The organism is Oleiphilus sp. HI0125, from assembly GCF_001635355.1.
The window spans coordinates 1-13,430 of record NZ_LWGF01000625.1; the positions used below are offsets into that span (position 1 = coordinate 1).

Sequence of the window (13,430 nt, forward strand, 5' to 3'; positions counted from 1 at the left end):
AATAAAAAAGCCCGCTTTATGGCGGGCTTTTTTATTTAAGCTAAATTAGATTACACATAGACGTGTTGATATAGAAAACCAATAAATATAAAACTCACTGTGGTGGCTACTACGACATCGATCACACTTAGTGCTTGATTATTGATTTTCACAGGCTGTATCTCGCAAGTTAGTTATAATTAAAAGTATTCATTTATCGGCGGTTTATTGAGTAACCGCTTCGTTATCTTATGCTGCGAATTGTAACTAAAATCTTGATCCATTTGGTGGTTCACGGTGATAACGAATGTTAAACGCTAAGTCAGTGAGAACCATTCAACATGTTTTGGGATAGAGATCGTTTTTTACTCGCCCTGAGTACTCGTTCATTAAAGTTAAGCGGCAAACCTCAGTCGCATTCCGGCTTGTTATACAAGTCTTATGCCGATTTTTACAATATTGATATGTTGTCGATCGGGCTTGCGAAGTCGCAGTCAATTCAAGTAGTGCCGTCTCTTGAGTTTGATCTAGTTGCTCAGATTTTTGAGCCCGCAATGGAAATCAAAGGGCAGGTAGTCATCGTTCATGGTTACTATGATCATGCAGGACTTTATGGAAATATCGTGAAGCGCCTTCTTGCTAATGGCCTGCGCGTTGTTGCATTTGACTTGCCCGGGCATGGCTTATCGAGTGGCGCGCGCGCCAGTATTGATGCCTTTGAGCAATATCAGCCTGCGCTAAAAAGTATACTTGCGTTATGCGATAGTGAACTTCCTTTGTATTTACTTGGTCAGAGCACGGGCGCAGCCATCTTGGCAGACTTGTTAAGTTCAGAAGAGTCGGTGACGGTGTTATCGCCGCTTAATCTAAAGCATGTATTTATGTTGGCGCCATTAATGAAGCCGCAGAGTTGGCATATGGCGGAATTTGCGCACAGTATTTTGCAAGGTCGCAAAGAGTACTGGCCTCGTAGTTTTAAAGATAATTCTCACGATCAAGCATTTTTAGATTTTGTTCAGAATAAAGATCCTTTGCAGCATGATGGTTTGTCAGTTGATTGGGTCGGAGCTCTACGTAATTGGATTCCAAAAATGTCTGAGCGTGCGACAATAAGCGGTCTTGTAAACGGTGCTCAATTGAGTTTGATTCAAGGAAGCGATGACACAACGGTGGACTGGACCTTTAATCTTCCGTTCTACCAAACACTATTCCCTTTAGTGAAGGTCAGTGTGGTCGATGGCGCTGGTCATCACCTGGTTGGTGAATCTGCTGAATATCGTCAGAAGGTCTTCAGTATTATTGAGTCTTCAATCTGACGCTTAGTGAGAGAAGTAAAGAAAGGGGAGTAAAGTGAAATAGCTTTATGCTCCCGCACTGATTGATTTAGTAACGTGTTGTCTAGTTGAAGGTTAATGGCTGGGGGCGACTATAGGCCTAGCTGTTTGGCAATCACCTCATTCATTATTTCGTAGGTTCCCCCACCAATCGAGAGAATTCGGTTATCTCGCGCTAAACGCTCTACTTTCGATTCACGCATAAAGCCCATTCCGCCAAATATTTGCACTGCATCGTAAGTGATTTTATCGCTGGTCTGCGTTGCTAGATTTTTTGCCATTGATATTTCTTTGATGACCGGCTGGCCTTCACTCATTGCTTGTGCGAGTGAATAGGTAAATGTTTTGCTCGCTTCTAGGGCTGTCGCCATTTCTGCAAGCTTGTGCTTGATGATTTGAAATTTACCGATTGGACGGCCAAAAGCTTCTCGCTGCTTAACATAAGCGAGCGCCTCTTCGAGCGCAAGTTCTGATGTCATGTTGGCCATAACGCACAGACTTAATCGCTCCATTTCAAAGTTCGACATGATGGCGAAAAATCCTGCATTCTCGGCACCAATAAGATTTGAAGCGGGCACCTTGCAGTTATCAAAGAACAGTTCTGCTGTATCGCTTGCCCACCATCCTGTTTTTTTAAGGTTTTTACCTCTCGTAAAACCTTCGGTATCACGCTCTATAAGTAATAAACTGATTCCGCCGTAGCCATCGCCACCGGTACGAACCGCCACTGTATAGTAGTCGGCGCGATGCCCGCTTGTAATAAAGGTTTTACTGCCATTGACGATGTAATAATCGCCATCTTTTTTAGCTGTGGTTTTGATGTTTGCTACGTCTGATCCGCCAGAAGGTTCTGTGATGGCAAGAGCAATAACTTTATTGCCGAGAATAACATCAGGGAGTATTCGCTGTTTTAGTTCGTTAGAGCCCCAACGTGCGATAGGCGGTAAACCTATATCTATGCTTCCTAAGCTCGCAACAAGTCCACCAGAGCTTGATCGCATGAGTTCCTCTGATGCTGCAATTTTGGTGAATACGTCCCCGCCAGCGCCGCCAAACTCTTCATCGTGACCAATCCCGAGAAGACCTGCCTCGCCAGCAAGTTTGTAGAGCTCGCGCGGAAACTCGTTGGCTTCTTCCCATTCATCAATAAACGGGTTGATATGTGTATCGACAAAGCGTCTTACATTTGCGCGTACAATATTTTGCGTTTCGCCAAAGTGGCGTTCATGAAGTTTGCTCATTTTTATTCTTATTACTTGTTATCGGAAGCAATAACTTAACGTGTAATAAGTACTTGAACAACTATGGCAAGGCGGCTTTTACATATAAAAAAGGCCGTACCTAATAGTACAGCCTTTTTGGGATTCATTATGATTGAATCGCTTAGAACAGTACGCGTACTCGCACCGTACCACGAACATTGCGCAGCTTCTCTAAAGCAAGCTCGCTGTATTCTTTATCGACATCGATAACTACGTAGCCAACTTTCTCGTTAGTTTGCAGATACTGGCCGCAAATGTTGATGTTGTTCTCGCTGAATACTTGGTTGATCTCAGACATAACCCCTGGAACATTCTCATGGATATGAAGAAGGCGGTGGTTTTCTGGGTGTGCAGGCAATGCAACTTCAGGGAAGTTTACAGATGTCACTGAAGTACCAGTGTCGCTATAGGTGGCAAGTTTCTCACCAACCTCGAAACCGATATTCTCTTGTGCTTCCATTGTGCTTCCGCCAACGTGCGGTGTAAGGATGACATTGTCGAATTCACGTAAAGAAGACACAAACTCTTCATCGTTTGATTTAGGTTCGACAGGGAATACGTCGATGGCTGCGCCAAGTAGCTTGCCTTCGCGTAGCGATGCTGAAAGTGCATCGATATCGATGACAGTGCCACGTGCCGCGTTGATTAGAATCGCGTCTTGCTTCATTTGCGCAAGTTCGGTCGCACCGATCATGTCTTGTGTTGCTGCAGTTTCCGGAACATGAAGACTCACAATATCGCACGTACCTAGAAGCTCTTCTAGCGAGTCAACTTGGCGCGCGTTTCCTAAAGGAAGCTTAGTGATTACGTCATAGAAGTAAACGTTCATACCTAGCGCTTCAGCTAATACGCTTAACTGACTACCGATACTTCCGTAGCCGATAATGCCGAGTTTCTTGCCGCGGATTTCGTAGCTGTTTGCTGCGGATTTGAGCCATTCGCCGCGATGAGCTTTAGCGTTCTTATCTGGTACGCCGCGCAATAGAAGAATGGCTTCTGCAAGAACGAGTTCTGCCACACTTCGCGTGTTTGAGTATGGTGCGTTGAATACCGCAACGCCATGGCGGGTAGCTGCATCAAGATCGACTTGGTTTGTGCCAATACAGAAACAGCCAACAGCGATCAATTTTTCAGCAGCTGCAAATACTTCTTCGGTAAGTTGGGTGCGTGAGCGAATTCCAACAAAATGAGCATCTTTGATTTTTTCAATAAGGTCTTCTTGGGAAAGAGACGTTTTGAGGTACTCGATGTTTGTGTAACCAGCTTTGTGCAGAATATCTACAGCTGACTGGTGAACACCTTCCAACAAAAGAACCCGGATTTTTGCTTTATCCAAAGACGTGTTTGCCATGACTTACTTCTACCTTTTTGTTCAATGCCAGACCAATAATTTTAATGATAGGCTGGCTACGGTAATGAAAGGGCGCGTATTTTACCACAGGTTTCTAATTCGGTGCTTCTGTACTGATCTATAAATTACTGATATTTGATTAATAATTGCTATTCACTGAGCGTATTTATTTATGCACAAAGATTACCTAATCGACCAGTGCAATGCGCATTTAGTCGTGTAAAATCACCCCAACTTGAAAACTTAGTAGTACGCGAGGAAAGCATGGCCGCTGTTGATCAAATTATTAATGCGCTAACAGACATACTAGATGAGGGAAAGCTTCGTACAGATGCAGACTCACTAGCTACGCACGGTAAAGACTGGACGAAGATGTATGAGGTCGCACCCTTGGCCATTGCATTTCCGCGCAGTACAGAGCAGGTGCAAGCCATCGTTAAGCTGGCAAACGAACTAGAGTTTGCAATCGTTCCATCTGGTGGACGTACAGGGTTAAGCGGTGGTGCTGTCGCGACTAATGGAGAGGTCGTCGTTAGCTTTGACTACATGAATCAAATCGTTGATTTCAGTGCAAGTGATCGTTGTGTCAAAGTTCAAGCTGGCGTAGTCACTGAGCAATTACAGAATTTCGCTGAAGAACAAGGTCTTTACTATCCGGTTGACTTTGCCTCTGCCGGTTCAAGCCAAATTGGAGGTAATTTGAGTACCAATGCTGGCGGAATCAAGGTAATCAAATACGGTATGTCACGAGATTGGGTCTTGGGTTTAACTGTCGTCACCGGCGCTGGCGAAGTTTTGAACTTGAACTCTGATTTGCTCAAAAACAACACTGGCTATGACTTGCGTCATTTGTTCATTGGTGCAGAAGGTACCTTGGGTTTAATTACCGAAGCTACCATGCGCCTGACGCGTCAACCTGAGAATCTGACTGTACTTGTTCTGGGTCTTAACGATATTACTAATACGATGGATGTTCTTAAGTCTTTCCAAGGTAAGCTCGATTTGACTGCCTATGAGTTCTTCTCACATCAAGCGATGGGCCATGTGCGTGCGCACGCAGATGTGCCAGCGCCGTTTGAATCTGAAGCACCTTATTATGCCTTGCTAGAGTTTGAGGCGAGCAATGACGCGGTAATGGATTCGGCGATGGAGTTGTTTGAACACTGCGTTGAACAAGGCTGGGTAATTGATGGGGTGATTAGCCAAAGCGAAACGCAGGCTATGAACTTATGGCGTTTACGTGAAGGGATTTCTGAATCGATTGCGCCGCGTACTCCGTATAAAAACGATATAAGCGTCGTGGTTTCAAAAGTCCCCGAGTTTCTCACGGAAATCGATGAGGTTGTCACCACGCATTACCCTGATTTCGAAATAATTTGGTTCGGCCATATCGGAGATGGCAATTTACACCTCAATATACTGAAGCCAGAAGATTTGCCCGCGGATGAGTTTTTCGCAAAGTGTGTTGACGTGAACAAATGGGTCTTTGATATCGTTGAAAAGCATGGCGGGAGTGTTTCTGCTGAGCATGGGGTTGGTCTTGTGAAAAAGGATTATTTGCAATACACACGTAGCGCAGCAGACATTGCTTTGATGAAAGGTATCAAGCAGGTATTCGATCCGAAAGGACTTATGAATCCTGGCAAAATATTCGACTAATTAACCTATGGAGTAGTAGATGTATCAGCCGGTTTGGTTTGACGGTAAAGAGTTTGACGCGCATTGCTCAAAGCTTGTGTGTATTGGCAGAAATTACGCGGAGCACGCGAAAGAGCTAAACAATCCCATACCCAAGGCACCAATTCTATTTATTAAACCGGAATCTACTATTCAAACCAGTGAGCAAGTCATAATTCCACGCGAAGGTATTCATTACGAGGCTGAACTCACTGTCTTAATCGGGCGGCACATAAACGTCGATGCTCCAGTCGATGTTAGTCAGGATATTGCTGGTTTAGGACTTGGGCTTGATCTCACGGATCGTGGGCTTCAAGCTAAATTAAAAGAAAAGGGGCATCCGTGGGAAAGAGCGAAATCTTTCGATGGCGCTTCAGTACTCACGTCTTTTATTCCTTTCAGTGATCAGGATTTGAGCCAGATCAATTTCCAGCTCCTTATTAATGATGAGGTCGTGCAAGATGGTATGACTTCAGACATGCTGTTTGATATCCCTGCCTTAATACAAGAAGTTACGTCTGTGTTCAGTTTACGTAAAGGGGATATTTTGTTTACCGGTACTCCAAAAGGTGTCGGCGTGCTGAAAAATAATGATCGGCTTAATTTGAGTCTTAAAGCAGGGGAGCAGCAGATTGATTTTCCCCAGTACAACGTTGTTTTGTGTGACAGATTAGTAGGTGACAGGTAAGCAGGTGGCAGGGAAGAAACCGGCTCAGAGCCGAACAAAGCGTTTTGTAAAGCTTGCAGGGATGACGGCTAGTGTTGCTGCACGATATGCAGGTGACAAACTAGTTGATGTTGTCAGTAAGGGCGATGATCGTGATCGTCGAAAAGCCGCTAGTTACGAAAAAATGGCTGATGACATTACAGAAACGCTTGGCGAGTTGAAAGGCGCGGTAATGAAAGTCGGTCAGATCGTCTCTCAGACTCAAGATTTTCTCCCTGAGGAATTCTCGCAAGCCTTGAAGAAGCTCCAGAAGCAAGCGCCTCCTGTCGAGTTTTCAGTGATCAAAGAGCAAGTCGAGTCAGAATTAGGTAAGCCTATCACCGATCTATTTAAGACTTTTGACGAAGAACCCTACGCGGCAGCCTCTATAGGTCAAGTACACCGGGCGGTCACTTTAGACGGCGAAGACGTCATTGTTAAGGTGCAATATCCGGGAGTAGACCGTTCTGTTGATTCAGATTTAAAGCAATTAAAACTCACACTCAAGCTTGGCGGTTTATTAAAAATGCCAAAAGAAAGTGTCGACGCGTTGTTTAATGAATTAAGAGATCGTTTAAAAGAAGAGCTCGATTACACTTTAGAAGCTCATAACTTAAATCGTTTTGCTCAGTTTCACTCGAAAGACGAAGGGATAATAATTCCCGAAGTCTTCGATAAATATTCCACAAAGCGTGTTTTAACACTGGGGTTAGTTGAGGGAGATGCGGCCGAAGATCTTGTTTCGCTGGGATATACCGAGCAGCAAAGATCTGTGATTGCTGAGCGGGTCTTTAAAATGTTGAGTGATCAATTGTTTTCAGGTCAGTGCATTCATGGTGATCCACACCCCGGTAATTTTGCATTTCGACCCGATGGCTCAATCATTATTTATGATTTTGGTTGTATCAAAGAGTTGAAGCCTGAAATTGTTCAGGCCTATCGAGACGCGGTCGTTAGTGCTATCGACGAGGATTATGCAGCCTTGGATGAGGCCTTGATAAGACTTGGGGCGCGCGTGGCAAATAAAGCAAGTCCTGGTTCTGACTTCTATAAACTTTGGCGGGACATTTTTTTTCAGCCATTTGCCGGACAACCTTTTAATTACGGCGAGTCAAAACTTCATGTTGATGCGATGGAGCACACAGGGCTGTTTTTCAAAAACTTAGAACGATTTAAACCTCCGGTTGATAGTTTGTATATTGATCGACTGGTTAGCGGGCATTATTGGATTTTAAAGTCTATGGATGCATCCGCTGATTTTAGACCGCAGCTCGATAAGCATTTGTATAACAAAAAGTATCTTGTTTAAGTAATCGACTACTTTATACACCAAACCCTCAGGATTTGTTGCGTATGAGCATAGCCTTAATTTTGGCCGCTTATTTTTCTGGTCTGACCGCTAAGGTCCTTGGCCTACCTCCATTAGTTGGATACTTGCTCGCGGGTTTCGGTTTGCATTTTGCGGGCTACACCTTAACGGATGATATTCAACGACTCGCTGATTTAGGCATTACCTTAATGCTCTTTACGATCGGCCTAAAAATCAATGTAAAAGACCTCATTCAAAAAGAAGTTTGGGGTTCGGCAATCAGTCACATGAGTTTGTGGATTGCCTTATGCTTCGTTATTAACGCAGTAATGGCGTGGGCTGGTTTATTAGTTTTTGAACTCTCTGTAGAACAGACTGCGCTACTCATTTTCGCGCTGAGTTTTAGTAGTACAGTTTGCGTCATCAAGGTACTCGAAGATTCCGGAGAAATCCGCAGTCGACAAAGCGCTATCGCAGTGGGTGTGCTGATTATTCAGGACATTATCGCCGTCGCTTTTCTCGTGGCTGCGACCGGCAAAGTGCCTTCATTTTGGGCGTTGTTGTTACTAGGGCTGCCACTCCTTACTCGTTTCGTCGATAAGCTTTTGAATAAAACTGGTCACGGAGAATTGTTGCCCTTGAGTGGGCTTATGCTCGCGCTTGGCGCCTATGCGCTATTTGAACTGGTGAATGTAAAAGGTGACTTGGGTGCATTGCTTGTTGGGATGTTAGTTGCGACAAGTAGTAAGTCGGGCGAGTTATATAAATCACTTATCTCGTTTAAAGACTTATTCTTAGTGTCCTTCTTTTTGAGTATTGGCTTGTCAGCCTTGCCCGATTTCTCAATGTTTATTTTAGCTTCACTTCTTCTGCTGTTATTGCCGCTCAAATTCTTACTATTTTACGCAGTGTTTTGCGTGATGTCTTTACGCGCGCGCACGGCGTTTCTTGGTGCATTGCTGTTATCGAATTTTAGTGAGTTTGGGTTAATCGTTGCAGCGCTTAGTATTCGAGAAGGTTTATTGGCTCAAGAGTGGCTAATTATCCTAGCAATCACGACAGCGCAGAGCTTTGTCATCACCTCACTTATCTATAAAAAAGCACATTTGTTTTATGCAAAGCTGTCCGGCCGCTTGCAAGGTTTTCAGCGTGCAAACGCGAATACATCCATGTGTAGTCAGGTTGCGCAGGGCGCTGATGTGATGCTCGTCGGGCTTGGCCGCGTTGGCTTAGGTGCCTATCACGCGCTTGTTAAAGCCGGAGGTAATGTTGTTTGGGGTGTAGAGATAGATGAGTCACGTGTTGCAGGGCACATCAATAATGGCATCACAAATGTGATTCATGGCGACGCAGATGATATTGAGTTCTGGGAATCGCAGGATCTTGACCGAGTAAAACTTGTGATGCTCGCGATCCCTAATGTAGAAGAAATGATCAACATTATTGAACAGCTCAAATTACGCGATTACAAGGGAAAGATTTCAGCCGTTGCGCAGCACGATGATGAGCGTCTACTGCTTTTATCTCATGGTGTGGATGTGGTGTTCAATTACTACTCTGAGGTTGGCGCAGGCTTCGCTGAAGAGACTTCTCACTTGCTTCAAGAAGCTTAGTTACATGTCACGGTTGCGGATATTTGTATCAGTCGTTTTTGTAATCCTATTTGCGGTTGTCTCGACTCTAGCTAGTGCAGAAAAAACGCTTCGCGTGGCAACACTTAATTCCGAGTGGTTTTGGACTCCTCATGATGGTCATGTCGACGGATCAAGATTCAATAAGGGTGATCCGTCTGTTTCTGATTACGACAAAAAACTTGGGTTCTATCGTGAACTTATTCTTGATCAAAGTTTAGATCTTGTTGCGTTTATCGAAATCGAAAATAAGCAGGTTGCGAAAGAGATCGTCGATGCACTTGGTGAGGGCTGGTCTTATGCATTCAAACAAGGGCGTGATACGGCAACGGGGCAAGATGTTGCGTTTGTTTGGAAAGATGCAGAGCAAATTAAGGTCACAGATTTTGGATTCCCGTCAGGCCATGTGGATGGCTATAAGCCTAAACGATTATCTAAAGTCTTAGGCTTAACCCTCAGATACCGAATCGGTGATACCGATAAAGATGTTTCTTTTGCTACTGCGCATTTTTTATCAAAGCGGAAGGAGTCACCCCAAAAGGCCTCAAAGCGATTAATGCAATCAAAGGGTTTGGTGAAAGGTGTGCAACAATTTGATCAAGCGCGCATTGTTGTATTAGGTGATTTTAATGACTTTCGTGCTTCTCCGGTTCTCAAAACACTAGAAAAGCAGCTAGAGCTGCGCAATGCATCAGTTTCCTGCGACTCAGTAGAGCATAAGGCCAAGCGAAAGCTTCGTTATATGATCGACCATGTCTTGTACAAAGGTTTCTCGTGTCAGCGGTACCAAAGTATATCGACGGCACCTTACTCTGATCATCCCATAATTATTGCTGAGCTTGTTCTTTAGCGTCGTCTGCTTGTTTTGATTGAATCGCCGTGAGCGCAATTGTGTAGATGATGTCATCAACTAACGCACCTCTCGATAAATCATTAACCGGCTTGTTTAGACCTTGGAGCATCGGGCCCATGCTTATGACATTCGCACTTCGCTGAACAGCTTTGTACGTCGTGTTTCCAGTGTTCAGGTCGGGGAAGATAAATACCGTTGCTTGTCCCGCAACAGGGCTGTTTGGCGCTTTCTTCGCTGCGACACTTTCAATTGCAGCAGCGTCATATTGCAAAGGTCCATCGATCAAAAGGTCAGGACGACGAGCCTTTGCGATCTCAGTTGCTTGTTTTACTTTCTCGACATCGGCCCCCGCACCGCTAGCGCCTGTGCTGTAGCTAATCATCGCTACTTTTGGCTCAATTCCAAAAGCTAGGGCTGAGTCTGCACTCTGTATCGCGATGTCCGCCAACTCTTCAGCGTTAGGGTCTGGATTGATTGCACAGTCACCATAGACCAGTACTTGCTCTGGCAAGCACATAAAGAAGACCGAAGAGACAACAGTGGCTGATGGTGCAGTTTTGATTAACTGAAGTGCTGGGCGAACAGTATTTGCTGTCGTGTGTAAAGCACCTGAAACTAATCCGTCTACTTCATCTAAGGCAACCATCATCGTCGCAAGAACTACATTATCTTCAAGTAGAGAGCGCGCCATATCAGGCGCTAAGCCTTTGTGCTTGCGTGCCTCCACCATATGAGGAACGTATCTTTCACGCACTTCGTCGGGGTTGATGACTTCTATTTCATCTAGAAATGTCAGACCTTGTGCTTCAGCAACCAAGCTAATGTCGCTGCGCTCCCCAATCATAACGCATTGAGCGATATTCCTTTCTTGGCAAGCAATCGCAGCAGCAACGGTGCGAGGTTCGTTTCCTTCAGGTAAAACGATACGTTTTTTGGCGGAACGAGCGCGAGACGTAAGCATGTGGCGAAATGCAGGGGGCGACAGGCGACTCTTTCGCTCTTTGGCGCATACTTGAGCGAGCCATTCCAAATCGAGATGCTCGGAAACCATACTCACAACCTGACGCATTCTTGCTTCATCATCGACCTGCACGACACGGTTAAGGTTTGCAAGAGCTGCTGCCGTTCTAAATGTGTCAGTTGGTGTTGATAGAAGCGGTAAACCAGCTTTTAAAGCGGCTGCGCAAAGCTTGTGTATGCGAGGGTCGATATTCGAATCACTTGTGAGCAATATGCCCGCGAGAGGAATGCCTGATAAGCCAGCCATACACGCAGCGACAATGACGTCACTTCGGTCTGACGGTGTTACCACAAGCGTGCCAGGCGTTAGCCTAGGAATGATGTTGTCTACGGTCTTTGCAGCAAACACGATGTCATAAATTCGGCGAGAGTCTGATTCACCTTCGTTAAGCGAGTTAACGTCTAATGTGTACTTGAGATCGCTGACCCTTGGGGCTGCGAGTTCTTTCAGAAGAGGGATCGCTCCAATTAAATGGAAATTATTGGTAAAGACATTTAGGTCACTTATTGAAACGAGGCGCGCTGAAAAGTCCTCATCAGATATTTCGCCAACGCGATTTAATACTACTCCAAGCACGTCAGGACTCTCTGTGCCGTGATATAGGGAAGCCGCAACTTTGAGGTGTTTAGATAATTGAGTAGGTGTCCGTTGATTGACGTCGGCGACAAGAATAACGGGCGCATTTAGATTCTGAGCAATATCGATATTAAGTCGCGTTAAATAGGCTTCATTTCTATCATTCGGAATACCTTCAACAACGATTACGTCTTTCTTAGCTGCTACTTTTTCATAATTAGCAACAATACGTTCCATCAACAAACCACCTTTATTTTCACTCATCAACATTTGCGCGTCTGATAGTGAAATGATCTCCACATCGCTTTCGATATTAAGGACTTTGGCAAAATATTTTGAGTTGTCGTCGTGCCCGACTTGATAGCTAATTGGCTGAAATACACCTACGTTAACGCCGAGCCGTTCTAAGGCGTATACCAAACCGTATGTGACTGACGTTAGCCCTGAATTCTGTGCGGTAGTTGTTAAGAAAAAAGCCTTACTCATCTGCTTAATCCGTAGCTGTTAAATTTAAAAATAGGTTTCATTTACGAACAGAGTGCAGCACTTTGCTCCGCAATTAAACGTTCTTCATCGGTGCGTGATACAAATATAGGTAAGCTGACTGTTGATTGAATGGCGCATACATTGTCAGTAATGTCGCGATTGAGTTCTTCATCAATTGTGAACCCGAGACCTTTAAGAAGGGCCACAGTTTCTTTCCGAATAAATACCGAGTTTTCGCCAATACCGCCCGTGAAGATCAGGCCGTCGCATTGAGTCAGCGCAATGCGCATGCCCGCGATATATTTGGCGAGGCGATAGCAGAACACTTTTAACGCGAGTTGGGCCTCTTTGTTTCCTTTAGATGCTTGCTCCTCAAGCGTTCGGCAATCGTTTGAAATGCCAGATAGACCAAGAAGGCCACTTTGTTTGTTTAAGATTTTATCAATTCGAGCGCAGTCATAACCTTGTGAACCTAAAAAACCGATAAGACCAGGGTCTACGTCACCACTTCGGGTGCCCATAACTAATCCCTCAAGCGGTGTCATGCCCATACTTGTGTCAACGCTCTTGCCATTCTCGATCGCGCATACACTTGCGCCGTTACCAAGGTGTGCAGTTATAAAGGAGCAATTTTCAATAGGTTTGCCAATATGTTGTGCGGTCGAACTAGCTACATATTGATGACTTGTTCCATGAAACCCGTAGCGTCTTACGCCGTACTTAGTATAAAACTCGCTTGGTATCGCATAGCGATATGCGTGCTCGGGCATAGTTTGGTGAAACGCTGTGTCAAAGACAGCAACTTGCGGAACCTCAGGAAACTGTTTTTGTAAAAGTTCTATGCCAGTAATATTTGCTGGGTTATGTAAGGGCGCGAGTTGAATGCATTGTTTAATTTCCGCTAACACAGAATCGTCGATGAGCGTTGCTTTATTGAATCGCTCTCCGCCATGAACAACGCGATGCCCGACAGCAATTAATGAATCGCTTAAGTTAAATTCGCAGTTGAGTGCGTCAACGATTGCTTGAATTGAGTCGCCGTGAGAAGCATTTGGCGTGTCAAAGCTTTGCCTATTTCCAGAAAGATCTTTTGAAATATGCCTTGCATTGGGGCTATTAAGTTCTTCAGCGAGACCGGTTTGTAATGGGGTGGCATCGCCTATGGCGTATAACGCGTACTTTAATGAAGAACTACCGCAATTAATGACAAGTACGTGTTTTGAGCTCATAGTTTTCTTCCGTGTG

10 protein-coding genes are annotated in these 13,430 nt (G+C 44.8%); 6 read left to right on the forward strand and 4 right to left on the reverse strand.

Annotated elements, in window-relative coordinates; genetic code table 11:
• Positions 1-320 precede the first annotated feature (320 nt).
• Positions 321-1,295: an alpha/beta hydrolase gene (locus A3762_RS08020; protein ID WP_068754837.1), complete on the forward strand. Its 975-nt coding sequence runs from the start codon at positions 321-323 to the stop codon at positions 1,293-1,295.
• Between the two features lie 110 nt (positions 1,296-1,405).
• Here the strand turns inward: A3762_RS08020 and A3762_RS08025 are convergent, their stop codons facing one another.
• Entirely contained in the window at positions 1,406-2,554 is a 1,149-nt protein-coding gene (locus A3762_RS08025) for an acyl-CoA dehydrogenase family protein (protein WP_068754839.1), read from the reverse strand.
• A gap of 142 nt (positions 2,555-2,696) precedes the next feature.
• Positions 2,697-3,926 carry a phosphoglycerate dehydrogenase gene (gene serA / locus A3762_RS08030; protein ID WP_068754841.1) on the reverse strand — a complete coding sequence of 410 codons (1,230 nt, stop codon included), beginning with the start codon at positions 3,924-3,926 and terminating at the stop codon, positions 2,697-2,699.
• Between the two features lie 264 nt (positions 3,927-4,190).
• Between serA and A3762_RS08035 the strand changes: the two genes are divergently transcribed.
• Genes A3762_RS08035 through A3762_RS08055 form a run of 5 tightly spaced genes read left to right on the forward strand, consistent with a single transcriptional unit; the run spans position 4,191 to position 10,099 of the window.
• Positions 4,191-5,585 (forward strand): FAD-binding oxidoreductase, encoded by a 1,395-nt coding sequence (locus tag A3762_RS08035; protein WP_068754843.1) that lies wholly within the window; start codon positions 4,191-4,193, stop codon positions 5,583-5,585.
• Between the two features lie 19 nt (positions 5,586-5,604).
• On the forward strand, positions 5,605-6,291 hold the full coding sequence (locus tag A3762_RS08040) for a fumarylacetoacetate hydrolase family protein (RefSeq protein WP_068754845.1): 687 nt from the start codon (positions 5,605-5,607) through the stop codon (positions 6,289-6,291).
• Entirely contained in the window at positions 6,281-7,618 is a 1,338-nt protein-coding gene (locus A3762_RS08045; protein ID WP_231878770.1) for an AarF/ABC1/UbiB kinase family protein, read from the forward strand. Before A3762_RS08040 ends, A3762_RS08045 begins: the two co-directional genes overlap by 11 nt.
• A 44-nt stretch (positions 7,619-7,662) precedes the next feature.
• The gene (locus A3762_RS08050) at positions 7,663-9,231 is read left to right on the forward strand and encodes a cation:proton antiporter family protein (protein ID WP_068754846.1); all 1,569 of its coding nucleotides are present in this window, start codon (positions 7,663-7,665) and stop codon (positions 9,229-9,231) included.
• 4 nt (positions 9,232-9,235) lie between these two features.
• Positions 9,236-10,099 carry a hypothetical protein gene (locus A3762_RS08055; protein WP_068754848.1) on the forward strand — a complete coding sequence of 288 codons (864 nt, stop codon included), beginning with the start codon at positions 9,236-9,238 and terminating at the stop codon, positions 10,097-10,099.
• Here A3762_RS08055 and pta read toward each other — a convergent pair.
• Complete coding sequence (gene pta, locus A3762_RS08060; RefSeq protein WP_068754850.1) at positions 10,077-12,185, reverse strand: phosphate acetyltransferase; 2,109 nt, start codon at positions 12,183-12,185, stop codon at positions 10,077-10,079. The two genes, A3762_RS08055 and pta, sit on opposite strands and share 23 nt — an antisense overlap.
• Before the next feature lie 41 nt (positions 12,186-12,226).
• The gene (locus A3762_RS08065) at positions 12,227-13,414 is read right to left on the reverse strand and encodes an acetate/propionate family kinase (protein WP_068754852.1); all 1,188 of its coding nucleotides are present in this window, start codon (positions 13,412-13,414) and stop codon (positions 12,227-12,229) included.
• Positions 13,415-13,430 lie beyond the last annotated feature (16 nt).